This is a genomic window from Marinobacter sp., from assembly GCF_046484525.1.
Classification (GTDB): domain Bacteria; phylum Pseudomonadota; class Gammaproteobacteria; order Pseudomonadales; family Oleiphilaceae; genus Marinobacter.
Genome location: NZ_JAWOIS010000038.1, coordinates 104,008 through 130,555 on the forward strand (window position 1 = coordinate 104,008; position 26,548 = coordinate 130,555).

The window sequence follows — 26,548 nt, forward strand, 5'->3', positions numbered from 1 at the left end:
TAAAGCCGGCGCTTTGTTTTTACAGCAAGATCTTTTCGGACTTCCCCTTGTTCCTCGAAGCGCAGCAACTGACCACAGACAACGCAATTGGTGACGGCCGGGTGGTCCTGGCCTTTGAATACGATGGCCGAGGCTTTCATGGCTGGCAGATGCAAAAATCCGGTGTGCGGTCGGTTGAAGGGGAGCTTTCAAAAGCGGTCGCCAAAGTGGCCAACCACCCGGTAGACCTGGTTTGTGCCGGTCGTACCGATGCGGGGGTTCATGCCAGTTACCAGATTGTCCATTTCGAGACGCCTTCGATCCGTAATTTGCGCTCGTGGGTGATGGGAATCAACACCGCTCTTCCGGACGATATCTCTGTCCATTGGGCGGGACAGGGCGCGGAGGATTTCCACGCACGTTTCTCAGCGGTCTATCGCCGGTACCGTTATGTGATATACAACCACGCCGTTCGCCCGGGAATCCTGAGGGGGCAGGTGAGCTGGACGTTCCGTCCCCTGGATGAAGTCAGGATGCATGAGGCTGCCCAGGCGCTGGTTGGCGAGCATGATTTTTCATCTTTCCGGGCCGCCGGTTGCCAGTCCCGCACGCCTGTTCGCTTTCTTGAGAGGATTTCGGTAACCCGCAAGGGCGATTTTGTCGTAATAGATGTTCAGGCCAACGCTTTCCTCCACCACATGGTGCGCAATATTGCCGGAGCCCTGATGGCGGTCGGCAATGGCAAGGAATCTTTGGACTGGATTGCCGCGATACTGAACGAGCGGGACCGGACCGTGGCTGGCGTGACTGCACCTCCGGACGGGCTTTACCTGGTGGATGTGGGTTATCCTGCAGGATACGGGATCCCGAGGGCCGAATGTGGCCCGGGTTTTGTTCGCCCCTGGTTCCAGCGGGACGACAATCATCCGATTGAGCCAACCCATATTCATCCCAAAAAGCCGATGCCGAAGCTATGAGCACAAGAGTCAAGATTTGTGGCCTGACCCGCCCCGAGGATGTCTCGGCAGCAATCAGTTGCGGCGCGGATGCCCTCGGATTCGTATTCTATGAACCCAGTCCCCGCTCGGTTTCGCCTGGGCACGCTGCTGCCCTGGTTCGTGACATCCCCCCCTTTGTGCAAGCGGTCGGATTGTTTGTTAATCCGGAGCAGGAATTTGTCGAGGAGGTGCTATCCGAGGTGCCACTGGATCTCCTCCAGTTTCATGGCGACGAAACGCCCGAATTCTGTCGCAGGTTCGGCAGGCGCTGGATCAAGGCCATCCGGGTCCGCGAGGAGGGGCAGATTGAGACTGCTTTCCAGGACTACCGGGACGCCGCCGGCTTGTTGGTGGATGCCTGGGATCCGAATAAATATGGGGGAACAGGGCGGTCCTTCAACTGGCAACTGATCCCTGAAAGCCGCCCCATGCCACTTGTATTGGCCGGTGGGTTAACATCTGATAACGTATCCCGCGCCATAACACAGGTGAAACCCTGGGCCGTGGATGTCAGTGGCGGCGTCGAACGCAGCAAAGGCATCAAGGACATCCAGAAAATTTCCGACTTCATTAAAGAGGTTCACCGTGTCTGTAAAACTGACTGAAGAAATGCTGAGCGCGCTTCCTGATGCACGGGGTCACTTCGGTGCCTACGGCGGACGGTTTGTCTCTGAAACCCTGATGGATTCGCTGATGACTCTGGAAAAGGAATACCTTCGGATGAAGAAGGATCCCGAGTTTCAGGCCAAATTTGATGCGGACCTGGCGGATTACGTCGGTCGCCCTAGCCCGCTTTACTTCGCCGAGCGGTTGACACGGGAGACCGGGGGGGCGCAGATCTGGCTCAAGCGGGAGGATCTGAACCATACCGGCGCTCACAAGGTGAACAACACCATCGGTCAGGCTCTTCTGGCCAGTTTCCTTGGCAAGAAGCGGATCATTGCCGAGACCGGCGCGGGTCAGCACGGTGTCGCCACTGCCACGGTATGTGCCCGCCTGGGCTTGGAATGCCACGTGTTCATGGGCGCGGAAGATGTCCAGCGGCAGTCCCTGAATGTGTATCGCATGAAGCTTCTGGGTGCTCAGGTCCATGCTGTCGAAAGTGGCACCCGGACGTTGAAAGACGCCATGAACGACGCCATGCGCGACTGGGTTTCCCATGTGGACGATACCTTCTACATCATTGGGACCGTGGCCGGCCCTCATCCTTATCCGCTTCTGGTGCGGGATTTCCAGTCAGTCATTGGCCGTGAAACCCGCCGTCAGGCACTGGAGAAGACCGGTAAACTGCCGGATGCGCTGGTCGCCTGTGTGGGCGGTGGATCAAACGCCATCGGCATGTTCTACCCGTTCCTCGGGGATGAAAGTGTGGAGATGTATGGGGTTGAGGCCGGGGGCCTGGGTATTGAGACAGGGCAGCACGCTGCCCCCCTGTGTGCCGGACGTCCGGGTGTCTTGCACGGTAACCGCACCTATCTGATGGAGGACGAGAACGGCCAGATTGCAGGCACTCATTCGGTCAGCGCGGGCCTGGATTATCCTGGAGTCGGGCCAGAGCACGCATGGCTCAAGGATATCGGCCGCGCTAATTACGTATCGGTGACCGATGACGAGGCACTTGACGGCTTCCGCATGCTGACCCGGGTAGAGGGCATCATGCCGGCACTGGAAACCGCTCATGCGGTGGCGTACGCAGTGAAGAAGGCCGCGGAAATGGACAAGGACCAGATGCTGGTCATCAACATCTCCGGCCGGGGTGACAAAGACATTCACACCATCGCCCAGCTTGATGGTATCGAGATCTGATGAAAGGACGGAAACTGGCATGAGCCGAATTCAAGGGGTAATGAAAGCCCTGAAGGAACAAAATCGCAAGGCGCTGATTCCCTATATCACTGCCGGTGATCCTCACCCGGATGTGACGGTGGATCTGATGCATACGTTGGTCAGTGCGGGCGCGGATATCATCGAGCTTGGTGTGCCGTTCTCCGACCCGATGGCGGATGGCCCGGTCATCCAGCTGGCTTGCGAACGGTCCCTCAAGCACGGAACGTCCCTGCGTCAGGTCATCGGCATGGTCAAGGAATTTCGCAAGCAGGATGACAAGACCCCGGTGGTCCTCATGGGGTATCTCAATCCCATGGAAGCCATGGGCTACGAAGCTTTCGCCGAGGCGGCGGCCGATGCCGGTGTGGACGGCATTCTCACGGTTGATCTCCCGCCGGAAGAGGCGGATGACGTCGCACCGCTGTTCACCCAACGCAAGCTTGATGCAATTTTCCTGCTGGCACCAACCACCATTGATGAGCGGATCCGGGCTATTGCAGAGCACTCGTCAGGCTACGTGTACTATGTTTCATTCAAGGGCGTGACCGGTGCGGCTAAAATTAACGTCGACGAAGTGGCCGAGAAGGTTGCCCATATTCACGAGATGACGGCCTTACCGGTCGGTGTCGGGTTCGGAATCCGTGACGCGGAAACGGCTGCTGCCGTTGGTCGGGTATCCGATGGTGTAATTGTTGGCAGTGTGCTGGTCGATACAATAGCCAGAAATCAGGCAGATACGGAAGAGCTCAAACGGGCCCTGACGGATCTGCTCCACCCGATGCGCGAAGCACTGGACAGCCTGGCCTCCTGACCGGAGGCTGAGGGCAGTCAGGCCTCACAGGACAGGATTGAATCATGAGTAACTGGCTGGACAAAATCATGCCGAGCAAGATCCGCTCGGAATCCAAGCAGAGAACCGGGGTACCCGAGGGCCTCTGGAAGAAGTGCCCCAAGTGCGGAGCCTTTCTCTACAAGCCGGAACTTGAGAAGAATCTGGATGTTTGCCCCAAATGTAACCATCACATGCGGGTGAGCGCGCGTCGTCGACTGGACATCTTCCTCGACGAAGACGGCCGTGAGGAAATCGCAGCGGATCTGGAGCCCTGGGATCGCCTCAAGTTCAAGGACAGCAAGCGTTACAAGGATCGCCTCTCCCAGGCCCAGAAGGGCACCGGTGAGAAAGACGCCCTGATCGCCATGAAGGGCACGACCCTGGGGGTTCCCCTGGTAGCCTGCTCGTTCGAGTTCAACTTCCTGGGCGGCTCCATGGGCCAGGTTGTAGGTGAGAAGTTCGTGCAGGCGGCCAACGTTGCCCTGCGTGACCGGGTTCCGCTGGTGTGTTTTTCCGCCAGTGGTGGTGCCCGGATGCAGGAAGCGATTCTGTCGTTGATGCAGATGTCCAAGACCGCAGCCGTGCTTGAGCGCATGAAACAGGAAGGTATCCCCTATATTTCCGTGATGACCGATCCGGTGTTCGGTGGTGTATCCGCGAGTCTGGCCATGCTGGGCGATCTCAACATTGCAGAGCCCAACGCGCTGATCGGTTTCGCCGGCCCGCGGGTGATCGAGCAGACGGTCCGTGAAAAGCTGCCGGAAGGCTTCCAGCGCAGTGAATTCCTGCTGGAACACGGTGCCATCGACATGATTCTGCATCGCCACCAGTTGCGGGAGCGTTGCGCGCACCTGCTCGCCAAGTTCACTGGGAACGAGAAACCCGGTACTGAAGAGCCCATCGAGTTCGAAGTGACTGAAAAGCCCGAAAACGATGCCGCCGAGCAATAACCCTTACGGAAAGCCCCCGGCTGCGCCGGGGGTTAACGCCACGCCCGATCAGTGGCTTTCCTACCTGGAATCCATCCATCCCTCCGAAATAGATCTGGGTCTTGACCGTGTCCTGCTGGTCTTGCGACGGCTGTTTCCGCGCAAACCCCGGGGGCGGATCATCACTGTTGCAGGTACCAATGGCAAGGGCAGTGCTGTCGCTGCCATCGAGGCCCTGTTGCGCTCCGCCGGCCGCACAACCGGGGCTTATACCTCCCCGCACCTGCATCGCTACAACGAGCGCGTCCGCATCGATGGCTCCGATATCAGCGACGAGGCACTGGTGCACGCCTTTGAGGCAGTAGAACAAGCGAGGGGCAATACCACGCTGACCTATTTCGAATTCGGCACCCTGGCGGCGTTTGTGGCTTTTGCCGAGGCGGGAGTCGAGGATTGGGTGCTTGAGGTCGGCCTTGGCGGCCGGCTGGACGCGGTCAACGTGCTCGATGCGGACTTCGCCATCATCACCTCGGTGGATATCGATCACGTAGCCTTCCTCGGCAGTGACCGTGAGGTGATCGGCTTCGAGAAAGCAGGCATCCTGCGTCCGGGGACCCCGGCAGTGTATGCCGATGACGATGCCCCCAGATCGGTGTTGCAGCAGGTTTCGGCGCAAAAGGTATCCCTTGATCTGCTCGGTCGGGACTACCAGCTCCGACTGCCTGAAGACGGTGCCACCGGTGATGCCGCCAAGGTCCACCTGGAATACCGGGGCGAGACGATCCGTTTTCCTGCCGGTCCTCTGCCGGTGAAGAGCGTTGCGGCGGCTGTGGTGGCCATCCGGAACCTGGCGCCGGAACTGACCATTGGGCAGATTGAAGCCTCCCTTATGGGCCTGTCGGTTCCCGGTCGGTTTGAGCAACTTTCAGATAGCCCCGTGACCCTGGTGGATGTGGGCCACAATCCCCATGCGGCAACCTGGCTTGCCGACCGGTTGGCGTCCATGCGTCAGGTAGACCAGCGAGTGGTTGCCGTCTATGGGGCCCTCGGCGACAAGGATGTGGAAGGTGTCGCCTCGGCCATGGCATCCGTGGTGGATGAGTGGTTCCTGGCACCCCTGGATGTTCCCAGAGGGCTTGATGTCGTGACCCTGACCGACCGTGTGCGGCGCGCTGGTGTTGGCGGACTGAAGCAGTGTGAGTCAGTAGCGGCGGCCATTGCCGGGGCCAGGGAATCCGCCGGCCGGGATGGGCTTGTGATCGTATTCGGGTCTTTCTTCACCGTTGCCGAGGCACGGGATGCCCTTCAGGGCGACAGAGCTTAAACTTTGTCCATGGCAGGGGTTCCGGCTTTGAGTTATCGGAAACAGCCGTTTAGTATCGGCAATAGCAGTAAACTGTACAGGAACGGTTAACGGGAGTGGCAGCGTGGACGGACTGAAACAAAGGATCATCGGGGCACTGGTTCTCGTGTCCCTGGCGGTTATCTTTGTGCCGATGATTTTCGATGAACCTCATTCCGAGCGCACCTCCACGCCCATCCAGATTCCGGAAGAGCCGCCATTCCCGGAAGTGAATGCTCCCTCGGAGGAGATTCCGGAGCCGCCGGTCTATGAAATGAAGGAGTCGACGGTTCCTGAAGCGGCCACGCAGGTTGAGCAGAGCCCGGGATCGGTCGCGGACGAGACTGAGCAGTCCGCCGGGTACCGCATGATCGAGGATGAGCAAGCGGTGTCCGAGGTGCAATCGTCTGCAGACGGCAATGCCGATGCTGCCAGTGCCAGCTCAGGAGCTGATCAGCAGTCCACGAGCCCAGCCAATGGACAGTCCGCCGGGTCGAAAGAGCCCGAAAACGCTGAATTTGCCCGCTCCCTTGACGGCGCGTGGGTGGTCCAGTTGGGTAGCTTCGGTAATCCCGATAACGCCCGCAGGCTCAGGGATCAGGTGCGTGAAAAGGGCTACGGCTCCCATCTTCAGAAGCTGAACCGCGGCGACACGGTCCTGACCCGTGTGTTCAGCGGTCCCTTCGCGAGCAAGACAGAAGCCGAGGCCGCCAAGCGGGTCCTGGACGATGCGTTTAAGCTGAACAGTCTGGTCACTGAGGGCGATAAATAGCGTGTTGATCCCGGATTATGAGCGTCCTGCAGTTTGGTGGCGCTGCGATTCCTGATAGAATTCGCGCTTTCTTTTCTCTGCCGGGTTTTTCATGGAAACGCTGATCTGGATCGACTGGGTCATTATTGTCCTTATAGCGGTTTCCACGCTGATCAGTCTCAAGCGTGGTTTCGTCAAGGAAGCCCTGTCACTGGTTACCTGGGTTGCGGCTTTCATCCTGGCCAGGACTTTCCACCCGCAGATGCAAACCCTTTTGGAGGGCACCGTCGAGACGCCACTGGTGCGTCTGATTGCGGCGTTTGCCATCCTGTTCTTTGGTACCCTGATTGTCGGAGCCATCATCAATAACATGATTGGGCATCTGGTTCGTGTCACCGGGTTGTCGGCAACGGACCGGGTGCTCGGCATGGGCTTCGGGCTGCTCAGGGGCGTGGTCGTGGTGATTGTCGGGATTGCCTTCACCCGTTACACCCCGCTGGCCCAGGACACCTGGTGGCGGGAGTCCGTGATGATCAACAGGCTGGCCGTGGTGGAGGATTGGTCTCGGCGCACCTTCGGCGATGAATTCGCCCGTTTTCTGGAGCCGGCAGCGGAGAGCGGGGCCCTCCCCGAAACTCCAGAGGCTAGTCAGGGAAAAGAAGACGTGGAACCCAGGTCCGCGTCCCGTTAACATTCAGTATTAACACTCGGAGAAGATCCTATCCATGTGTGGCATTGTCGGCATCGTCAGTACTTCCAACGTCAATCAGTCGCTCTATGATGCGCTGACTGTACTTCAGCACCGGGGCCAGGACGCGGCGGGCATTGTTACCTTTCAGGACGAACGTTTTTATCTGCGCAAGGACAACGGCCTGGTGCGGGATGTCTTCCATACCCGTCACATGCGTCGCCTTGTGGGCAATGTCGGGATCGGCCACGTGCGCTATCCCACCGCCGGTACCTCCAGTTCTGCCGAAGCCCAGCCGTTCTACGTCAATAGTCCTTACGGCATCACCCTGGCGCACAATGGCAACCTGACCAACGCCGATGAGCTGGCAAGGGATCTCTTCCGCACTGACCTTCGCCATATCAATACCAATTCCGATTCGGAAGTACTGCTCAACGTGTTCGCCCATGAGCTGCAGAAGCTGGGCAAGCTGACACCGACGAAAGACGAGATCTTCTACGCAGTGAAGGCGGTGCACAAGCGCTGCCGGGGTGCCTATGCGGTGATTGCCATGATCACCGGTTACGGCATTATCGGTTTCCGTGACCCGAACGGGATTCGTCCCGCCTGTTACGGGGTGCGCGAGACCGAGGATGGCGGCAAGGAATACATGATTGCCTCCGAGAGCGTGGCGCTGAGTGCCGCCGGCTTCAAGCTGGTCCGGGATATCGCGCCGGGTGAGGCGGTCTATATCGAGACCGATGGCACCCTCTACACCCAGCAGTGTGCGGATGAGGCCCACCTGTACCCCTGTATTTTCGAGCACGTCTATTTTGCCCGCCCGGACTCCATCATCGACAAGGTCTCCGTCTACAAGGCCCGGTTGCGTATGGGCGAAACCCTGGCGGAAAAGGTTATGCGCGAGCGGCCCGAACATGACATTGACGTGGTCATCCCGATCCCGGACACCAGCCGGACCTCGGCGATGCAAATGGCCCATCGGCTGGGCGTCAAGTTCCGTGAAGGGTTCATCAAAAACCGCTACATCGGCCGGACCTTCATCATGCCGGGCCAGAAGATGCGGAAGAAGTCCGTGCGCCAGAAGCTGAACCCGATCGATCTGGAATTTCGTGGCAAGAACGTGATGCTGGTGGACGATTCCATCGTCCGCGGTACCACCTGCAAGGAAATCGTCCAGATGGCCCGGGATGCCGGCGCCAGGAACGTCTATTTTGCCTCCGCGGCGCCCCCCGTGCGTTATCCGAATGTGTACGGCATCGATATGCCGTCCGCCAGTGAGCTGATTGCCCACGATCGCACCATTGAGGAGATCCGGGAGCTGATCGGCGCCGACTGGCTGCTGTACCAGGACCTGGAGGATCTGATTACCTGTGTCAGCGATGTGAATGACCAGATTGAAGGCTGGGAGTGTTCGGTCTTTACCGGCAACTACGTCACCGGTGACGTTGATCGGGCTTATCTGGATAAGCTTGAGGACCTCCGTAAGGACGAATCACGCGGCAACTCCGGCGGCGACTCGTCCGACAACGGTATTATCGATCTTCACAACGATGACGACTGATTGTCCGGAAACCCTGGCCAGGAGACGCCCATGACCTTTCGCAGAGAAGAAACCGTCCAGATTCCGGAATCGGATCTCGAGGGTATGTCCGTGGATACCCTGGCCGTGAGGGCAGGGCAGATCCGCACCGATCAGTTGGAACACAGCGACGCGATCTTTCCCACCTCAAGCTTCGTCTATGGCAGTGCCGCCCAGGCGGCAGCACGGTTTGGCGGCGACGAACCGGGTAACATCTACTCCCGGTTCACCAACCCGACCGTGCAGGCGTTCGAAGGGCGCATTGCAGCCATGGAAGGGGGCGAGCGTGCCGTGGCCACGGCGTCCGGCATGGCTGCGATTCTGAGCACCTGCATTGCGCTGCTTAAGAGTGGTGACCACGTCATCTGCTCCCGGGGCGTGTTCGGAACCACCAACGTACTGTTCCAGAAGTACCTGGCCCGGTTCGGGGTGGAGACCACCTTTGTCAGCCTGACCGATTACGAGGAATGGCGGCAGGCGAGTCGCCCGGAAACCCGCATGTTGTTCCTGGAAACCCCGTCCAATCCCCTGTGTGAAGTGGCGGATCTGGAGGTGTTGTCCAGGCTTGCCCGGACCAGTGACGCGCTGCTGGTGGTGGATAACTGCTTCTGCACTCCGGTTCTGCAGCGCCCGCTGGAACACGGTGCGGATATCGTCATTCATTCTGCCACCAAGTACCTGGATGGTCAGGGCCGCTGTGTTGGCGGCGTCGTGGTCGGTCCGGACAAGCTGATGGAAGAGGTTTACGGATTCCTGCGCTCCGCAGGCCCGACCATGAGCCCGTTCAATGCCTGGGTTTTCCATAAGGGTCTGGAAACGTTACCAATCCGTATGCGCGCCCATTGCGACAATGCGTTAGAGTTGGCATTGTGGCTGGAGCAGCAAAATGCTGTGGAAACCGTGTATTACGCGGGTCTGCAGAGCCATCCCCAGCATGAGTTGGCAAAGAAGCAGCAAAAAGGCTTCGGCGGGGTACTTTCGTTCCGCGTCAAAGGTAGTCGCGAAGAGGCCTGGCGTTTTATCGACGCCACGCGGATGATCTCCATTACCGCCAACCTCGGGGATGTGAAGACAACCATTACCCATCCGGCAACCACGACTCATGGCCGCTTGTCGCCCGAGGACAAGGATCATGCAGGTATTACCGAAAACCTGATCCGATTGTCGGTCGGCATTGAGGACGTCGAGGATCTGAAAACAGATCTGATGCGAGGCTTCGACGCCCTGGGCAGTTAAAGTAACGGACACGTCAGAGCATTCATGGCCGAAACCGCAAAAGCTAAGAAAGCATCCCCGGAACTTACGGAAAAGCAGCAGCGTTTTCGCCGTCTTGCCGCACAGGGCGCGCGTGAGGGCGCTGTAATCGCGCTCATTGCCCTGGCGATCTACCTGGCGATGGCATTGGTCACCTTTACCCCAAGCGATCCGGGCTGGGCGAGCATCGGGCATGACACCTCGGTCCGTAACTACGCTGGCCGCACAGGCGCCTGGCTGGCGAGCCTGTTCATGGATTTCTTTGGCCACATGGCCTATCTCTTCCCGGTGATGATTGCCGGCTACGCGATCATGCTGATCCGTCGCCGCAATGAATCGCTGGACCTGCATTGGCCGCTGTTCCTGATGCGCTTTGGCGGTTTCTTCCTGATCCTTCTGTCGGCGACCAGCCTGCTGTCTCTGTATTCGGTTTTCGGGCTCGGCGTGTCCTCGGGTGGCGTGCTTGGAACGGCGGTGTCCGAAGCGATGGTCCGGTTCTTCAACCTGCCGGCAACGACGCTCCTTCTGATCGCGATTTTCCTGTTTGCGCTCACGGTGACCACGGGCCTGTCCTGGTTCTGGCTGATGGATCAGGTCGGTGCTATGACCCTGCGTTTCGGACAGTTCCTCAAGGGTCTGTTCACATCCAGCGGCGATAAGCCGGCGAAACCCAGGGCCGAGCAAAAAGCGCCGGAGGCTCCCAAGAAAGAACCGCCCATCGTGAATGACCGGGTCGAAAGTAAAAGCGAGCCTGCCGGGGGCAAGAAGGGCCGTTGGTGGCACCGTTTGCCGGGCCTCGGGCCCCGCAAGCCGAAAACTGCGGCGCCGGCCCAGCGCAGGGAACCGGGGCTCGATGGACTGAGCGCCTCCGAACCGGCAGAGCCGGCACGGCTGGAGAATTTCAGTGCACGGGATGTTAGCGACAAGCCCGAACCCAAGGCCAAGGCGGTAAAAGCGGAGGCGCAGCCTGCCTCCCGATCCTTCAAGATCTCTCCGTTCAAGAAAGAGGATCAGTCGAAGGCGGAGAAAGGCAGGAAGCCCGGCCAGGGCTCCCTGCTGGAGGATATCGAAAGCCCGATTCCCCCGCTGACACTGCTGGATCCCCCCGAGGAGCATAAGGAGAAAGGCTACTCCGAGGAATCTCTGGAACACATGTCCCGTCTGCTTGAAGAGAAGTTGGCAGATTTCGGGGTCTCGGTGGAAGTGGTCGAGGTCAATCCCGGCCCGGTGATCACCCGGTTCGAGATCAAGCCCGCCCCCGGTGTGAAAGTGAGCAAGATTTCCAACCTGGCCAAGGACCTTGCGCGGTCCCTGGCGGTGCTCAGCGTGCGGGTGGTGGAAGTCATTCCCGGAAAATCCGTCGTCGGTATCGAAATTCCGAACGAGGAGCGGGAAATGGTCCGCCTGTCCGAGGTGCTTGGTGCACGGGTATTCACCGAAAGCTCATCGCCGCTGACCCTGGCCCTGGGCAATGACATTGGTGGTAATCCGGTGGTGGCCAACCTCGCCAAGATGCCCCACCTGCTGGTGGCGGGTACCACCGGTTCCGGTAAATCCGTGGGCGTTAACGCGATGCTCCTGAGCATGCTGCTCAAGGCCACCCCGGAGGAAGTGCGTTTCATCATGGTGGATCCGAAGATGCTGGAACTCAGCATCTATGACGGCATTCCCCATCTGCTGGCCCCGGTGGTGACCGACATGAAGGAAGCCGCCAACGCCCTGCGCTGGTGTGTGGCAGAGATGGAGCGCCGCTACAAGCTGATGGCGAACCTCGGGGTCCGGAACATTGCCGGTTACAACCGCAAGATCAAGGATGCCCAGGCTGCCGGTGACCCCCTTCTGGATCCGCTGTGGAAGCCAGACGAGTATCTCGAAAACGACGAGGAGAACCGGCCCGAACTTGAAACCCTGCCGTTTATCGTCGTCGTCATTGACGAGTTTGCCGACATGATGATGATCGTTGGCAAGAAGGTAGAGGAGCTGATTGCCCGTATTGCCCAGAAGGCCCGGGCCGCCGGTATCCACCTGATCCTCGCCACCCAGCGCCCGTCGGTGGATGTGATTACCGGTCTCATCAAGGCCAACATTCCCACCCGGATGTCCTTCCAGGTATCGTCCAAGATCGATTCCCGGACGGTCCTGGACCAGGGCGGTGCGGAGCAGTTGTTGGGCCACGGTGACATGCTTTACCTGCCGCCAGGCTCCGGCCTGCCGGTTCGTGTCCATGGTGCCTTTGTCGATGACGACGAAGTCCACCGTGTGGTCCGCGCCTGGAAGGCCCGTGGGGAACCTGTATACGTGGATGACGTTCTAAATGGCGCGGAAGGTGAAAGCCTGCCGGGCGTCCCGACTCTCAGCGAAGGTGGCGGCGACAGCGAAGGTGATTCCCTGTATGACGAAGCGGTGGCGTTTGTCACCGAAGGCAGGCGGGTATCCATTTCCTCGGTACAGCGTAAATTCAAGATTGGCTATAACCGGGCTGCGAACCTGGTGGAAGCCATGGAGGCGTCGGGGGTGGTAAGCCCCGCCGGCCATAACGGTGCCCGCGAGGTACTGGCCCCGCCGCCACCCAGAGACTAGGAGTTAACCCTATGATCGTACCCCCGTTTAAAGTCGCGTTTGCCCTGGTGATCGGGCTGCTACTCAGCCTGGGCACAGCGACCGCTGAGGAGAACGATGTGGAGAGTCGTGAGGCCGCGTCGGAGCTCACGTCCATCCTCAAAAGCTATGAGTCCTATCAGGCGGACTTCATCCAGATTGTGGTGAACGAAAATGGTAGCCGCGTCCAGGAAATCCAGGGGGAACTCAAGGCCAAGCGCCCCGGACTTTTCTACTGGGAAACCCGTGATCCCATGCCCCAGTTCATTGTCAGCAATGGCGAATCGGTGGAGGTCTACGATCCGGATCTGGAACAGGTGACGGTCCACACACTCGATGACCAGATTCAGACGACCCCTGCGCTTCTGCTCAGTGGCGAGGTCAACAACCTGAACGAGACCTACAAGGTTTCGCAACGCCGCATTGGTGATAACACCCGGGAGTTCACCCTTGCGCCGCGGAGCCCGGATTCGCTGTTTACTTCCCTGCGTCTGAGTTTCTTCGATGGTGAACTGCAGGAGATGCGGATGGAGGATTCCCTGTCCCAGCTCAGCATCCTGAGCTTCGACGACATCCGGTTGAATGAAGCCGTTGATGCCAGTGCCTTCACTCTGGAGTATCCCGATAGCGTGGATATTATCCGGGACGGAGTCTGATGCAGGACAGCCTTTTCGACGAGCCTGGGGGATTCCAGCCGCTGGCCGCCCGGATGCGGCCAAGGATGCTGGGCGAGTACGTTGGCCAGGCCCACCTGGTGGGGCCTGGCAAGCCCCTTCGCCGGTCGGTAGAGCAGGGCCAGCTGCATTCCATGATCCTCTGGGGGCCGCCGGGTGTGGGTAAGACCACCTTTGCCCAGCTGCTGGCGAACGTGGGCAACCTCAGTTTTGAAACCATTTCGGCGGTGCTGAGCGGCGTAAAGGAGATCCGCGCCGTGGTTGAACGGGCCAAGAACCGCAAACAGAGCGAAGGGCGCGATACCCTGCTGTTCGTGGACGAAGTCCATCGTTTCAACAAGAGCCAGCAGGACGCCTTCCTGCCACATATCGAGGACGGCACCTTCATCTTCGTGGGTGCCACCACGGAAAACCCTTCCTTCGAGCTCAACAGCGCCTTGCTGTCCCGTACCCGGGTGTATGTGCTCAAGAATCTGGAAGAATCCGATATCCTGATCCTGCTGCAGCGGGCACTGACCTCCGAACAAGGCTTTGCCGGCCGGCTGGCGGTTCCGGACAGGGTGCTGGAGCTGATGGCCTCGGCTTCCGGTGGCGATGCCCGCCGGGCATTGAACATCATGGAGGTGGCCGCCGACCTGGCCGAACCCGGTGAGGATGGCACCGATACCATCACCGAAGCTGTGCTCGAGCAGGTGATGCAGACGAGTCTTAGGCGTTTCGACAAGGGTGGTGACGTCTTTTACGACCAGATCTCGGCGCTGCACAAGTCGGTGCGCGGCTCAGATCCGGATGGGTCCCTGTATTGGCTGTGCCGAATGCTCGATGGCGGCTGTGACCCGCTGTATGTGGCCCGCCGGCTGGTGCGCATTGCCAGCGAGGATATCGGCAACGCCGATCCGAGGGCGCTTCAGCTGAGCATGGACGCCTGGGATGCCCAGGAGCGGCTGGGATCCCCGGAAGGAGAGTTGGCCCTGGCCCAGGCAGTCACCTACCTTGCCCTGTCACCCAAAAGCAACGCTGTCTATAAAGCGTTCAACCAGTGCATGGCCGATATCCGTCGGGATCCGGACTACGAGGTGCCCCCGCATCTTCGGAACGCACCAACCAAGCTGCTGAAATCCATGGGCCACGGTGACAGCTATCGCTACGCCCACGATGAGCCGGAGGCCTTTGCCGCCGGGGAATCCTACCTGCCTGAAGCCATTCATTCCCGCCGTTACTACGAGCCGGTCAACCGTGGGCTGGAGATCAAGTTGGCTGAAAAACGCCAGCGCCTGGATGCCCGCAACGCTGAAAGTCCCAACAAGCGTTTTTCCTGAGGTCCCACGGTGGTCACCGCCGACTGTGCAGGTATAATGGCCAGTCATTCAACTCATCACGCAAACCGGAAGAATCAGGATTACCATGCTCGATCCCAAACGCGTCCGTACCCAGACAGAAGAGATCGCCCGCCGGCTGGCTATCAAAAATTTCGAATTCGATATTGCCACCTTCGAGCAACTGGAAGAGCGCCGTCGCGCCCTTCAGGTGCGTACGGAAACGTTGCAGAGCGAGCAGAACAAACGTTCCAAATCCATCGGCAAGGCCAAGGCTGCCGGTGAGGATATCCAGCCGTTGCTGGAGGAAGTGGACAGCCTGAAGAAGCAGCGCTCCGAGGCCGAGGATGAACTGCGCGGTCTGCAGGAAGAGCTCAACGCTTTCCTGGCCGGCATTCCCAACCTTCCGGATGAAGATGTTCCGGCCGGGGCCAGTGAGGAGGATAATGTCGAGATTCGTACCTGGGGTGAGCCCAGGCACTTTGACTTCGAGCCAAAAGACCACGTCACCCTGGGTGAAAACCTGAAGGGTCTGGACTTTGAAACCGCCTCCCGGCTGGCCCATTCCCGTTTTGCCGTGATGCGCGGGCCGATTGCCCGTCTGCACCGTGCTCTGGCTCAGTTCATGCTGGACCTGCACACGGGTGAGCACGGCTACACCGAGGCCTATGTGCCGTATCTGGTGAACGCCGAGACCCTGTACGGTACCGGCCAGCTCCCGAAATTCGAGGAGGATCTGTTCAAGACCGAGGGCGAGAATCCGCTGTACCTGATTCCGACTGCCGAGGTGCCGGCCACCAACCTGGTGTCCGATACCATCCTGGATGCGGAGGAGCTGCCGCTGCAGCTGGTTTGCCATACGCCGTGTTTTCGCAGTGAGGCAGGCTCCTACGGCCGTGACACCCGTGGCATGATTCGCCAGCACCAGTTCGACAAAGTGGAACTGGTACACGTGGTGCGCCCGACCAATTCCGAAGCCGCCCTGGAAGCACTGACCGGCCACGCTGAGAAAGTCCTGCAGTTGCTGGAGCTGCCATACCGGGTGGTGACCCTGTGCGGTGGCGACATGGGCTTCTCTGCCGCCAAGACCTATGATCTGGAAGTCTGGCTGCCGGGCCAGAGCAAATACCGCGAAATCTCCTCCTGTTCCAATACCCGGGACTTCCAGGCCCGGCGTATGCATGCCCGCTGGCGTAATCCGGAAACCGGCAAGCCAGAGCCGGTTCACACCCTGAATGGCTCCGGCTTAGCGGTAGGTCGCGCCCTGATTGCGGTAATGGAAAACTATCAGCAGGAAGACGGCAGCATCGTGGTCCCGGAAGTTCTTCGCCCCTACATGGGCGGCATTGACCGGATCCAATGAGCGACCAGCGCACAACCACACCCCCCGGAGAGGGCATAAGCGCCCGGCCTGCACCGGTCCGATACAAGGCCAATCCGGTCACCGACAACCCCAACAATTCGGCGGGAGAGGTGGCCCTGGTCGGTGCCGGGCCGGGAGATCCCGAGCTGCTGACGCTGAAAGCCTGGCGTCTGATCAGCTCGGCGGAAGTGGTGCTCTATGACAGCCTGGTGTCGCCCGAGATCCTGTCGCTGATTCCGGACTCCGCGGAAAAGATCCATGTCGGCAAGCAGCGCTCGAACCATACCTTGCCCCAGGAGCTAATCAACCAGCGCCTGGTGGAGCTGGCCCGTAAGGGGTTCAAGGTAGTGCGGCTCAAGGGCGGCGATCCATTCATCTTCGGCCGGGGTGGCGAGGAGATTGAAACCCTGGCTGAAGCCGGAGTCCGGTTCCAGGTGGTTCCGGGAATTACCGCGGCCTCTGGCTGTGCGGCTTATGCCGGCATCCCCCTGACACACCGGGATCATGCCCAGTCAGTGCGTTTCATTACCGGCCATCTGAAGAATGACAGCTGCGATCTGTCCTGGGAGGACTTCGTCCAGAACAACCAGACTCTGGTGTTCTATATGGGGCTGGTGGGCTTGCCCATCATATCCCGCCAGTTAATTGAGCACGGGATGGCACCGGACATGCCGGTGGCATTGGTCTCGAAGGGTACTACTCCGGAACAGCATGTCGTGACCGGCACACTGGAGACGATTGTCAGCCGCGTCGATGCAGAACAGGTACGGGCGCCCACCCTGATCATTATCGGTCAGGTGGTGTCGCTGCGGGATAAGCTGGACTGGGTGGCAGGCTTGCCCGGTGGCGGTCTCTGACTTCAGAGAATCCAAGCCCAGATACAAAAACGGGGAGCTGTCAGCTCCCCGTTTTTATTGTTGCCGTTATTAGCCGGCCTTACGCTTGGGCAGCACATCCTTGAGCTTGTCGCGCATCTCGCGGATGGCCTTTTCGGTGGTCGGCCAGTCGATGCAGGCGTCGGTCACGGAAACGCCATACTTCAGGTCGGCGAGATTTTCCGGGAGAGGCTGGTTGCCCCAGTTGATGTTGCTCTCAACCATCAGGCCCTGGATAGACGCGTTGCCTTCCAGAATCTGATGGCTGATGTCCTGCAGCACCAGCGGCTGGATCGCAGGATCCTTGCTGGAGTTGGCATGACTGCAATCCACCATGATGGATTTGCGCAGGCCGGCCTTCTCCAGTGCCTGCTCACACAGCGCTACACTTACGGAATCGTAGTTGGGCTTGCCGCCACCGCCACGCAGAACCACGTGGCCATAGTTGTTGCCCTTGGTCCGGATAATGGCAACTTTACCCTGCTGGTCGATGCCCAGGAAACTGTGGGGGTGGGAGACGGATTTCATGGCATTGACGGCCACATCGAGGCTGCCGTCGGTGCCGTTCTTGAAGCCGATCGCCATGGACAGGCCGCTGCTCATTTCACGGTGGGTCTGGGATTCGGTGGTGCGGGCACCAATGGCGGACCAGGCGATGGTGTCCTGCAGGTACTGCGGGGAGATCGGATCCAGAGCCTCAGTTGCAGCCGGCAGACCGAGTTCGTTGATATCAAGCAGCAGTCGGCGACCTATGTGCAGGCCCTGCTCGATGTCGAAGGTGTCATTAAGGTGCGGGTCGTTGATCAGGCCCTTCCAGCCAACGGTGGTGCGGGGCTTCTCGAAATAAACACGCATGACGATCAGGAGGGTGTCGCTGACTTCGTCCGCCAGCTTTTTCAGGCGCTGGGCATAGTCACGGGCAGCTTCCACGTCGTGGATGGAGCAGGGGCCGACAACCACAAACAGGCGGTGGTCCTTGCCGTCCATGATGTCATAGATGGCCTGACGGCTGTTGGCAACGGTTTCGGCCGCCTTGTCTGACAGTGGCATTTCTTTCTTGAGCGCTTCCGGCGTAATCAGCGTTTCGGTGCTGGCCACATTCAGATCTTCTAGTTTCTTACCCGACATGTTGTTCTGCTTCCCCGGTTCTGATCGATATATCCCTCCGAACTGAGACCGGCTCAAAAGAGGAATACCTATTGACATGAATATTGCTGGGAGCCTTGTACGGCAAGCTCCGGCGAGTTGTTTATACTGCGTTATTTGAGGGGCCTTTTCAACGCTTGCTGGCCCTTGTCTGTCGCGTTACCCGGCAGGGAGCTGGATACAAAAAAACCGGCACCATCGGCGCCGGTTTTTCGGGATTATTCGGGGATCACTCCTCGAGCTCACCCATGCCGGTAATATTGAAACCGCCATCAACGTACATGATTTCGCCGGTGATGCCACTGGCCAGGTCGGAGCTCAGGAACGCAGCAGCGTTGCCGACCTCTTCGGTGGTCACGTTCCGGCGCAGGGGCGCGCGCTTGGCGTTTTCGGCCAGCATGCGGCGGAAGCTGGCGATGCCGGAGGCGGCCAGGGTCTTGATCGGACCGGCGGAGATGCCGTTCACGCGGATGCCTTCCTTACCGAGGCTCGCGGCCATGTAACGAACGTTGGCTTCCAGGGACGCCTTGGCCAGGCCCATCACATTGTAGTTCTGCAGCACGCGCTCGGCGCCGAGGTAACTCAGGGTAACCAGAGAGCTGCCCTCGTGCATCATCTTTCGCGCACCCTTGGCCAGGGCAACGAAGCTGTAGGAGCTGATGTCGTGGGCGATCTTGAAGCCCTCACGGGTGGTAACGTCCACATAATTGCCGTTCAGCTCGTGGGCCGGGGCATAACCAACAGCGTGGATGATGATGTCGATGTTGTCCCAGTGCTTGTTCAGCTCGGTAAAAACGTTCTCGATTTCTTCGTCGCTGGCGACGTCGCAGGGGAAGGTCAGCTTGCTGCCCCACTGGTCCGCGAACTTCTCCACGCGGGACTGGAGCTTTTCATTCTGGTAGGTGAAGGCCAGTTCGGCGCCTTCACGGGCAAAGGCTTCAGCGATGCCGTAAGCGATAGAGTGTTTGCTGGCTACGCCAACGATCAGTGCTTTCTTGCCACTGAGCATTCCCATGGGTGTGTCTCCCTGTGTTCCTGATTTTCGAGCATTATCCCCGACCATGCTGCCGGGAGTAACGCTCAATTGGTCGTAGTGGTGGATTCATCGTTGGTCTGGTAGAACAGTGCCGCGCTGAGCAGTTCCTGTGTATACCGCTGCTTCGGTGACCGGAAAATGTCACCAGCATCACCGTACTCCACGATCTCGCCATGCTGGAGCACCAAAAGCTTGTGGCTCAGCGCGCGGACCACCGCCAGATCATGGCTGATGAAGATATAGCTTAGACCATAACGGGATTGGATATCCCGCAACAGCTGGATAACCTGTTTCTGGACTGTGCGGTCCAGGGCCGATGTCGGTTCATCGAGTATGATCAGGTCCGGTTGCAGTACCAGGGCCCGGGCAATGGCAATGCGCTGACGCTGGCCACCCGAGAACTCGTGGGGATAGCGATGTCTGGCTTCCGGATCCAGCCCCACATCCTCGAGAGCACGGATCACTTGCTGCTCGTGGGTATCCTTGCCTTCGGGATCGTGGATTTCGAGGCCTTCGCCCACGATCTCCCCAATGGACATTCGCGGGCTGAGACTGCCGAAGGGATCCTGGAAGACAATCTGGATGCGTTTCCGGTAGGGCCGGAATTCCTTCTGGGTAAGGTTCGACAGTTCGTCGCCACCGAGTGTGAATCGTCCGGTGCTGGCCGTGAGCTTTAGCAGGGCGTGGCCGATGGTGGTTTTGCCACTGCCACTCTCGCCAACGATACCGAGGGTCTGGCCTTTGGGTAGTTCGAAGCTGGCCTGCTGTACGGCGTGGAAATACTCCCGGACCTTGCCGAACAGGGATTTTTTGACCGGAAAGCGAACATCCAGGTCGTTCACGCTGAGCAGGATCTCCCCTTCCTCCGGAGTGGGCAGAGGCGCTTCCGGGGGCTCGGCGTCCAGAAGCTTCCGGGTATAGCTGTGCTCCGGGTGCTCGAACAGCAGGGTTGTTTCCGCTTCCTCTACCAGCCGACCCTGTTCCATCACGACCACCCGGTCGGCATAGCGCCGGACAATGCTCAGATCGTGTGTGATCAGCAGAATCGCCATGCCAAGCTTTTCCTGGAGGCTTTTCAGCAGTTCCAGGACCTGCTTCTGGACCGTGACATCCAGCGCGGTGGTGGGCTCATCGGCAATCAGCAGGTCCGGTTCATTGGCCAGGGCCATGGCGATCATCACCCGCTGCTTCTGGCCCCCGGAGAGTTGATGCGGGTAGCTCTTCAGCCGGGATTCGGGGTTCTTGATGCCGACCAGTTCCAGCAGTTCGATCGTCCGTTCCCGCGCCTGTGTCTCCCGCATACCCTTGTGCAGCGCCAGGGTTTCGCCAATCTGTTTCTCTACTGTGTGCAGTGGGTTGAGAGACGTCATGGGCTCCTGGAAGATCATCCCGATTTCCCGCCCCCGGATCTGGCGCAGCCGTTTGTCATTGGCGCGGAGCAGGTCCTCTCCCCGGAAATGGATTTCGCCCGAGGGGTAACTGGCGTGCCTGGCATCCAGCAGACGCAGCACCGAGAGCGCCGAGATGGATTTTCCGGAGCCGCTTTCACCCACCAGGGCAACGGTCTCCCCCTGGTTCAACGAAAAGGACAGGGATTCCACCACCGGCGGCGCCTGGTCAAACGAGATGGAAAGGTTGGAAATCTGCAGCAGGTCGCTCATATCAACTCTTTCTGGGATCAAAGGCGTCGCGGACCGCTTCACCCACAAACACCAATAGGGTCAGCATCACCGAGAGGGACACGAAGGCGGAAATGCCAAGCCATGGTGCGTGCAGGTTGGCCTTGCCCTGGGCAATCAGTTCACCCAGGGAGGGGGAGCCGGATGGCAGCCCGAAACCCAGGAAATCCAGGGAGGTGAGACCGGTGATCGCCCCGGTCAGAATAAAGGGCAGGAAAGTGAGCGTCGCAACCATGGCATTGGGCAGGATATGCCGGAACATGATTTTGCGGTTTTCCAGGCCGAGTGCACGGGCGGCCCGGACATACTCGAAATTACGGGCCCGCAGGAATTCCGCACGCACCACATCCACCAGTCCCATCCAGCTGAACAGCAGCATGATGCCCAGCAGCCACCAGAAATTGGGTTGAACGATACTGGACAGGATGATCAGCAGGTACAGCACCGGAAGCCCGGACCATACCTCGATAAAGCGCTGACCGAGCAGGTCCACCTTGCCGCCGTAGTAGCCCTGGATGGCGCCCACCACCACACCAACGACACAGCTGGCCAGGGTGAGTGTCAGGCCGAACAGCACTGAAATCCGGAAGCCGTAGATGACCCGGGCCGCCACGTCCCGACCCTGATCATCGGTGCCGAGCCAGTTTTCCGGGCTCGGAGGCGCCGGTGAGGGGATTTCCAGATCGTAGTTGATGGTGTCATAGCTGAAACGGATTGGCGGCCAGATCATCCAGCCATTGGCAAGGATCTCCTGAGCGATAAAAGGGTCCCGGTAATCAGCCTCGGTGGGCAGGAAGCCGCCAAAGGTCTCCTCGGGTACCGACTCCACCACGGGAAAATAGAGTTCGTCGTTGTAGGAAACTACCAGGGGCCTGTCGTTGGCGATGACCTCGGCAAGCAGCGACAGTCCGAACAACACGAGGAAGATCCACAGTGACCAGTAACCGCGCCGGTTATTCCGGAAGTTGCGCAGGCGGCGTTGCTGGATCGGAGTCAGGGTTTTCATGCTCACGCGCCCTCCCGACTCTCGAAATCGATGCGCGGATCCACCAGCACGTAGGTGATGTCGCTGATCAGTTTCAGGATCAACCCCATCAGGGTGAAGATATAGAGGGTACCGAAGATTACCGGATAATCCCGGTTCAGCGCCGCCTCAAAGCCCAGCAGGCCCAGGCCGTCGAGGGAAAAGATGACTTCGATCAGCAGCGAGCCGGTAAAGAACAGCGCGACCAGCACGCCGGGCAGGCTGGCGATCACGATCAGCATGGCGTTCCGGAACACGTGGCCATACAGAACCTGCTTCTCATCCAGGCCCTTGGCGCGGGCCGTCACCACATACTGTTTGCTGATCTCATCCAGGAACGAGTTCTTGGTGAGCAGGGTCAGGGTGGCAAAGCCGCCAATGACGTTGGCCGTCACCGGCAGTGCCAGGTGCCAGAAGTAGTCACCGATCTTCTGGAACCAGGTCAGCTCATCGAAGTTGGAGGAGGTCAGTCCCCGCAGCGGGAACCAGTCGAAATAACTGCCGCCAGCGAACAGGACGATCAGCAGGATGGCAAACAGGAAACCGGGGATGGCGTAGCCGATAACAATAGCCGAGCTGCTCCAGACATCGAAGCGAGAGCCGTCGGTCACCGCCTTGCGTATACCCAGCGGTATGGAGATGAAATAGATGATCAGGGTGGACCAGAGTCCCAGGGAGATCGACACCGGCATCTTGTCCAGAATCAGGTCGATGACACTGCGTTCCCGGAAGAAAGAGTCGCCGAAATCGAAGGTGGCATAGTCGCCGAGCATCTTGAAGAAACGTTCGTGGGCCGGCTTGTCGAAGCCGTACAGGACTTCAATTTCCTTCAGGAGCTCTTCGGGGATACCCCGGGAACTGCGACTGTCACCGGAGCTGGTGGCCACTTCGCCGCCGGTATCGCCGCCGGCGGCCCGGGCCAGAGCGCTGCCGCCATGGCCTTCCATTTCAGCAATCAGCTGTTCAACCGGTCCGCCCGGTGCTGCCTGCACGATGACAAAGTTGAGCAGCATGATCCCGATCAGCGTCGGAATGATCAGCGCCAGGCGTCTGAGGATGTAAATGCCCATCTAGCGGAGGATTCCTTCCGTTACTGCTTGGGTCATGGACACTGGGTCAGGGTTTTACCCACCAGTTGTTCAGGTCGATGCCGTTCTTCGGTGTGACCTCGGGGCGCTCCAATTGGTTCCAGTAGGCCACCCGGTCCGTGCGCAGGTGCCAGTGCGGAATCACATAGTGGCCGTGGAGCAGGACGCGATCCAGGGCCCGTACACGCTGCACCAGTTCTTCCCGGTTCGGTGCCTGGATTACCTGATTCACCAGCTCATCAACCACCGGGTCCTGAATCCCCATGTAGTTCCGGGAGCCGTTGACGTTGGCGGTGGTGGAGTGCCAATACTCCCTTTGCTCGTTACCCGGCGAATCGGACTGGGGCAATACCTGGGTGATCATGTCGTAGTCGAACTGACGCACCCGCTGGATGTACTGATTGCTGTCGACCAGACGAACCGTCACGTCGATGCCGAGCTTGGCGAGGTTGTTCTTGAAGGGGAGCACGATGCGCTCGAAGCTTTTCTGGAACAGCAGAATCTCGAAGGCGAGGGGCTCTCCGGTTTTCGTGTGCACCATCTTGCCATCCTTGATGGCATAACCGGCCGAGCGCAGCAGCTGCAATGCGGTCCGGAGATTTTCGCGAAGACCCTGCTGGCCTTCTGTGGTGGGAGGTGTGTATTCCTCGGTGAAAACGTCCTCATTCAATTGGTCGCGGTACGGGTTCAGGATTTCCAGTTCGCGGCCCTCGGGCAGGCCGTCGGAAGCCAGTTCACTGTTCTCGAAATAGCTGGAAGTACGGGTATATTGGCCGAAGAACAGGTTCTTGTTGGCCCACTCGAAATCAAAACCGTAGGCAAGTGCCTCGCGTACCTTGGGGTCGCTGAAGATGGATTTGCGTGTATTGAACACGAAACCCTGCATTCCGGACGGGCGATGGTGCTCAATGGCTTCCTTGATGACCGAGCCGTCCTGGAACATGGGGCCGGTATAGGCTGTTGCCCAGTTCTTGGCGGAGGATTCCAGGCGGAAATCAAAGTTTCCTGCCTTGAAAGCTTCCAGGGCGACGGTGTCGTCGGTGTAGTAATCGTAACGGATACGTTCGACGTTGAAGCGGCCCTTACGCACCCCGAGATCTTTAGCCCAGTAGTCGTCTATGCGCTGATAGGTGATTGAACGACCCGCCTCGAAATCGCCGATGCGATAGGGACCACTGCCAACCGGCGGCGTGAGGCCGTTCTTGCCGAACTCACGGTCTGCCCAGTAATGGGCCGGCAGAATCGGCATCTGACCGAGAATAAGCGGCAGTTCGTGATTGGAGGTTTCACCGAAGTTGAAGCGCACCCGCTTCGGGCCTTCGATAACAACCTCTTTCACATCGGCGTAGTAGTTCCGGTAGAACGGATGCCCCTTGGTGGTCAGGGTTTCGAAGGAAAACTTCACGTCCTCTGCAGTGATCGGCTCGCCATCGCTGAAGCGGGCTTCCTCGCGCAGGTTGTAGACCACGTAGCTCCGGTCTTCCGGAGTCTCCAGGGATTCGGCAATCAGGCCATAAGCAGAGAAGGGCTCGTCATCAGAGGATTCCAGCAGGGTATCGTAGAGGTAGGTGCTGACCCCGGCAGCAGCCACACCCCGGATGTCGAATGGATTGAACGAGTCAAAGCCGTTAGCCACCACCGCCATCTTCAGAGTGCCGCCCTTGGGCGCTTCCGGATTGACGTAGTCGAAGCTGGAAAAGCCCTCCGGATATTTCGGTTTGCCGTGCATGGCAATACCGTGTTGCGGCTGCAGGTTTTCTGTTTCGTTGGCGGCCTGGGTTACCGGGGCCGCCAACAGGGACAATGATGCAACGATGGACGTAAGGTACGAGGCTTTCCGTGTTCTTGTCATAGTTCGCTTACGGACTGTTACGAATGTCCACGTAGAGTACCAGACTTTGTCCGGGTTGGAGATAACGTGATTTATTCAGATCGTTCCAGCTTGCGATGTCATTCACGTTCACTGAAAAACGGTTGGCGATGGCATAGAGGGAGTCGCCTTTACGAACCCGGTAACCCACCTTGCGAACCATGGCTTTGCCCCGGGCGCTGTTGGATGCCCGCACCGTCGGCTGACTGGTCTTGGACCAGATCACGAGTTGCTTGCCCGGGATCAGGGGATCGCCGGGTGCCATGCCGTTCCAGGCTGCCACTTCGCGAACGGAGACCCGGTGTTCCCGGGCAATATCCCAGAAGGTGTCGCCGCGGCGTACGGTGTATTGGACCCGGTTACCGTCACGCTTGCGTTCCTGTTTGCGCTCGAGCCGCTCGGAGGCACTGAGCGCGTAGGCATCCGAACCACGGGAAGCGGATGGGATGAGAAGGTTCTGGCCAATGCGGATCAGGTCCGTATTCAGCTTGTTGACCTCCTGAATCACCGAAGGGGTAGTGTTGAACTTGCGGGCAATGGTGATCAGGCTGTCGCCGGACCGGACACTGTAGTTCTGCCAGGAAACACGCTGATCGACCGGGAAGTTCGCCAGTGCCGTGCGGAATTTCGCTGCTTTGTCGACCGGAACAAGCAGCCGGTGTGGCCCGTCAGGATTCGTCGCCCAACGGTTGTAGGACGGGTTCAGCAGGTAGATCTCATCGATATCGACGCCTGCGAGTTCGGCCGCCTGGGCCAGATCCAGTTGCGAGCCGGTCTCGACCACTTCGAAATAGGGCGCATCATCCAGCGGCGGCAGGGTGACGCCATAGTCCTCCGGTTTGTCGAAGATCTTGGCGAGGGCGATCAGTTTGGGAACGTAATGCCGGGTTTCACGGGGCAGATTCAGGGACCAGAAGTCGGTTGGCCGGTTGCCCTTTCGGTTGCGCCGCATGGCGCTTGAGACGGTGCCGCCACCACTGTTGTAGGCCGCCAGCGCCAGGGTGTAATCGCCGTCGAACCGCTCGGTCAGGCGTTCGAGGTAGCGCAGGGCGGCGTCGGTTGCGGCGATGATGTCGCGGCGATCGTCATGCCACCAGCTCTGGGTCAGGCCGAAGTATTTACCCGTGGAAGGGATAAATTGCCAGATGCCCGCGGCCCGGCCGTGGGAATAGGCGAACGGATCGAAGGCGCTTTCGACAACCGGCAACAAAGCGAACTCCGCTGGGAGCCCACGCTTTTCGGTCTCGTTGAGTATGTAATGCAGATACCGGCTGCCCCGGTCAACGACCCGGTCGATGTATTTTGGATGGCTTGCGTACCAGTTCAGCTGGTCCCGGACCCGCTCATTGTCCACCTCGTGATCCAGGGCAAAGCCCTGGCGCAGGCGGTTCCAGAGATCGCGCTGCTTCTCACCCTCGTCGGATTGCTGTGCGGGGTTATCGAGTTTATCCCGGGCATCCCGTGCGGTCGCCTGAAGGTCGGGGGCGATGGCTTCATCCAACGGTTCGTCGGAGGTGGCGTCAGCGCTCTTGCCGGATTCAACAGCATCTTTCAGGTCTTGATCGCCAGTTGCGACGGTGACCTGCCGGGATTCCAGAGGATCGTTGGTCGAGGATAGGAACGTGGAGCAGCCGGTACTCAGGGCACTGGCCAGCAGCAGAAGCGAGAATCGGTTGACCGACATAAGCATTTCCGGATCA

21 protein-coding genes and 1 pseudogene are annotated in these 26,548 nt (G+C 59.3%); 15 read left to right on the forward strand and 7 right to left on the reverse strand.

Features of this window, described 5'->3' with window-relative positions; all coding sequences use genetic code 11:
• Window positions 1-47: 47 nt before the first annotated feature.
• From truA to cobA, 15 genes and pseudogenes are all read left to right on the forward strand, one after another.
• Entirely contained in the window at window positions 48-956 is a 909-nt protein-coding gene (truA, locus tag R6W86_RS08550) for a tRNA pseudouridine(38-40) synthase TruA (protein ID WP_410328939.1), read from the forward strand.
• Entirely contained in the window at window positions 953-1,582 is a 630-nt protein-coding gene (locus R6W86_RS08555) for a phosphoribosylanthranilate isomerase (protein WP_410328940.1), read from the forward strand. Before truA ends, R6W86_RS08555 begins: the two co-directional genes overlap by 4 nt.
• Window positions 1,575-2,783 (forward strand): tryptophan synthase subunit beta, encoded by a 1,209-nt coding sequence (gene trpB, locus R6W86_RS08560; protein ID WP_410328980.1) that lies wholly within the window; start codon window positions 1,575-1,577, stop codon window positions 2,781-2,783. Before R6W86_RS08555 ends, trpB begins: the two co-directional genes overlap by 8 nt.
• Before the next feature lie 19 nt (window positions 2,784-2,802).
• The gene (gene trpA, locus R6W86_RS08565) at window positions 2,803-3,615 is read left to right on the forward strand and encodes a tryptophan synthase subunit alpha (RefSeq protein ID WP_410328941.1); all 813 of its coding nucleotides are present in this window, start codon (window positions 2,803-2,805) and stop codon (window positions 3,613-3,615) included.
• Between the two features lie 44 nt (window positions 3,616-3,659).
• Entirely contained in the window at window positions 3,660-4,586 is a 927-nt protein-coding gene (accD, locus tag R6W86_RS08570) for an acetyl-CoA carboxylase, carboxyltransferase subunit beta (protein WP_410328942.1), read from the forward strand.
• Entirely contained in the window at window positions 4,570-5,889 is a 1,320-nt protein-coding gene (gene folC, locus R6W86_RS08575; protein WP_410328943.1) for a bifunctional tetrahydrofolate synthase/dihydrofolate synthase, read from the forward strand. Before accD ends, folC begins: the two co-directional genes overlap by 17 nt.
• A gap of 103 nt (window positions 5,890-5,992) precedes the next feature.
• Window positions 5,993-6,679 carry an SPOR domain-containing protein gene (locus tag R6W86_RS08580; protein ID WP_410328944.1) on the forward strand — a complete coding sequence of 229 codons (687 nt, stop codon included), beginning with the start codon at window positions 5,993-5,995 and terminating at the stop codon, window positions 6,677-6,679.
• 91 nt (window positions 6,680-6,770) lie between these two features.
• Complete coding sequence (locus R6W86_RS08585) at window positions 6,771-7,349, forward strand: CvpA family protein (RefSeq protein ID WP_410328945.1); 579 nt, start codon at window positions 6,771-6,773, stop codon at window positions 7,347-7,349.
• Window positions 7,350-7,383: 34 nt separating this feature from the next.
• A complete protein-coding gene (purF, locus tag R6W86_RS08590; RefSeq protein WP_410328946.1) occupies window positions 7,384-8,907 on the forward strand; it encodes an amidophosphoribosyltransferase in 1,524 nt (507 codons plus the stop codon).
• Window positions 8,908-8,937: 30 nt separating this feature from the next.
• A complete protein-coding gene (locus tag R6W86_RS08595) occupies window positions 8,938-10,161 on the forward strand; it encodes an O-succinylhomoserine sulfhydrylase (RefSeq protein WP_410328947.1) in 1,224 nt (407 codons plus the stop codon).
• Between the two features lie 24 nt (window positions 10,162-10,185).
• Complete coding sequence (locus R6W86_RS08600; RefSeq protein ID WP_410328948.1) at window positions 10,186-12,759, forward strand: DNA translocase FtsK; 2,574 nt, start codon at window positions 10,186-10,188, stop codon at window positions 12,757-12,759.
• A gap of 11 nt (window positions 12,760-12,770) precedes the next feature.
• Complete coding sequence (gene lolA, locus R6W86_RS08605) at window positions 12,771-13,433, forward strand: outer membrane lipoprotein chaperone LolA (RefSeq protein WP_410328949.1); 663 nt, start codon at window positions 12,771-12,773, stop codon at window positions 13,431-13,433.
• Complete coding sequence (locus R6W86_RS08610; RefSeq protein ID WP_410328950.1) at window positions 13,433-14,770, forward strand: replication-associated recombination protein A; 1,338 nt, start codon at window positions 13,433-13,435, stop codon at window positions 14,768-14,770. The genes lolA and R6W86_RS08610 overlap by 1 nt, the downstream gene beginning before the upstream one ends.
• 85 nt (window positions 14,771-14,855) lie before the next feature.
• Window positions 14,856-16,130 carry a serine--tRNA ligase gene (serS, locus tag R6W86_RS08615; protein WP_410328951.1) on the forward strand — a complete coding sequence of 425 codons (1,275 nt, stop codon included), beginning with the start codon at window positions 14,856-14,858 and terminating at the stop codon, window positions 16,128-16,130.
• Window positions 16,124-16,987 (forward strand): annotated as a pseudogene (gene cobA / locus R6W86_RS08620) (uroporphyrinogen-III C-methyltransferase); the annotation flags it as partial. The gene serS and the pseudogene cobA, both read left to right, overlap by 7 nt.
• 69 nt (window positions 16,988-17,056) lie before the next feature.
• Here the strand turns inward: cobA and R6W86_RS08625 are convergent.
• The 7 genes from R6W86_RS08625 to R6W86_RS08655 form a co-directional block, all read right to left on the reverse strand.
• Entirely contained in the window at window positions 17,057-18,133 is a 1,077-nt protein-coding gene (locus R6W86_RS08625; protein ID WP_410328952.1) for a 3-deoxy-7-phosphoheptulonate synthase, read from the reverse strand.
• Between the two features lie 247 nt (window positions 18,134-18,380).
• Entirely contained in the window at window positions 18,381-19,166 is a 786-nt protein-coding gene (locus tag R6W86_RS08630; protein ID WP_410328953.1) for an enoyl-ACP reductase, read from the reverse strand.
• A gap of 65 nt (window positions 19,167-19,231) precedes the next feature.
• Window positions 19,232-20,848 (reverse strand): ABC transporter ATP-binding protein, encoded by a 1,617-nt coding sequence (locus R6W86_RS08635; RefSeq protein ID WP_410328954.1) that lies wholly within the window; start codon window positions 20,846-20,848, stop codon window positions 19,232-19,234.
• A 1-nt stretch (window position 20,849) separates the two neighbouring features.
• Entirely contained in the window at window positions 20,850-21,872 is a 1,023-nt protein-coding gene (locus R6W86_RS08640; RefSeq protein WP_410328981.1) for an ABC transporter permease, read from the reverse strand.
• A gap of 2 nt (window positions 21,873-21,874) precedes the next feature.
• On the reverse strand, window positions 21,875-22,960 hold the full coding sequence (locus R6W86_RS08645; RefSeq protein WP_410328955.1) for a microcin C ABC transporter permease YejB: 1,086 nt from the start codon (window positions 22,958-22,960) through the stop codon (window positions 21,875-21,877).
• A 46-nt stretch (window positions 22,961-23,006) separates the two neighbouring features.
• Window positions 23,007-24,830 carry an extracellular solute-binding protein gene (locus R6W86_RS08650; RefSeq protein WP_410328956.1) on the reverse strand — a complete coding sequence of 608 codons (1,824 nt, stop codon included), beginning with the start codon at window positions 24,828-24,830 and terminating at the stop codon, window positions 23,007-23,009.
• Between the two features lie 7 nt (window positions 24,831-24,837).
• A complete protein-coding gene (locus R6W86_RS08655) occupies window positions 24,838-26,532 on the reverse strand; it encodes a LysM peptidoglycan-binding domain-containing protein (RefSeq protein WP_410328957.1) in 1,695 nt (564 codons plus the stop codon).
• Window positions 26,533-26,548 lie beyond the last annotated feature (16 nt).

Coding starts and splice junctions, on each gene's coding strand:
- R6W86_RS08555 (WP_410328940.1), top strand. CDS start 953: ATGAGCACAAGAGTCAAGATTTGTGGCCTGACCCGCCCCGAGGATGTC.
- trpA (WP_410328941.1), top strand. CDS start 2,803: ATGAGCCGAATTCAAGGGGTAATGAAAGCCCTGAAGGAACAAAATCGC.
- accD (WP_410328942.1), top strand. CDS start 3,660: ATGAGTAACTGGCTGGACAAAATCATGCCGAGCAAGATCCGCTCGGAA.
- folC (WP_410328943.1), top strand. CDS start 4,570: ATGCCGCCGAGCAATAACCCTTACGGAAAGCCCCCGGCTGCGCCGGGG.
- R6W86_RS08585 (WP_410328945.1), top strand. CDS start 6,771: ATGGAAACGCTGATCTGGATCGACTGGGTCATTATTGTCCTTATAGCG.
- purF (WP_410328946.1), top strand. CDS start 7,384: ATGTGTGGCATTGTCGGCATCGTCAGTACTTCCAACGTCAATCAGTCG.
- R6W86_RS08595 (WP_410328947.1), top strand. CDS start 8,938: ATGACCTTTCGCAGAGAAGAAACCGTCCAGATTCCGGAATCGGATCTC.
- R6W86_RS08600 (WP_410328948.1), top strand. CDS start 10,186: ATGGCCGAAACCGCAAAAGCTAAGAAAGCATCCCCGGAACTTACGGAA.
- lolA (WP_410328949.1), top strand. CDS start 12,771: ATGATCGTACCCCCGTTTAAAGTCGCGTTTGCCCTGGTGATCGGGCTG.
- R6W86_RS08610 (WP_410328950.1), top strand. CDS start 13,433: ATGCAGGACAGCCTTTTCGACGAGCCTGGGGGATTCCAGCCGCTGGCC.
- serS (WP_410328951.1), top strand. CDS start 14,856: ATGCTCGATCCCAAACGCGTCCGTACCCAGACAGAAGAGATCGCCCGC.
- R6W86_RS08625 (WP_410328952.1), bottom strand. CDS start 18,133: ATGTCGGGTAAGAAACTAGAAGATCTGAATGTGGCCAGCACCGAAACG.
- R6W86_RS08630 (WP_410328953.1), bottom strand. CDS start 19,166: ATGGGAATGCTCAGTGGCAAGAAAGCACTGATCGTTGGCGTAGCCAGC.
- R6W86_RS08635 (WP_410328954.1), bottom strand. CDS start 20,848: ATGAGCGACCTGCTGCAGATTTCCAACCTTTCCATCTCGTTTGACCAG.
- R6W86_RS08640 (WP_410328981.1), bottom strand. CDS start 21,872: ATGAAAACCCTGACTCCGATCCAGCAACGCCGCCTGCGCAACTTCCGG.
- R6W86_RS08645 (WP_410328955.1), bottom strand. CDS start 22,960: ATGGGCATTTACATCCTCAGACGCCTGGCGCTGATCATTCCGACGCTG.
- R6W86_RS08650 (WP_410328956.1), bottom strand. CDS start 24,830: ATGACAAGAACACGGAAAGCCTCGTACCTTACGTCCATCGTTGCATCA.
- R6W86_RS08655 (WP_410328957.1), bottom strand. CDS start 26,532: ATGTCGGTCAACCGATTCTCGCTTCTGCTGCTGGCCAGTGCCCTGAGT.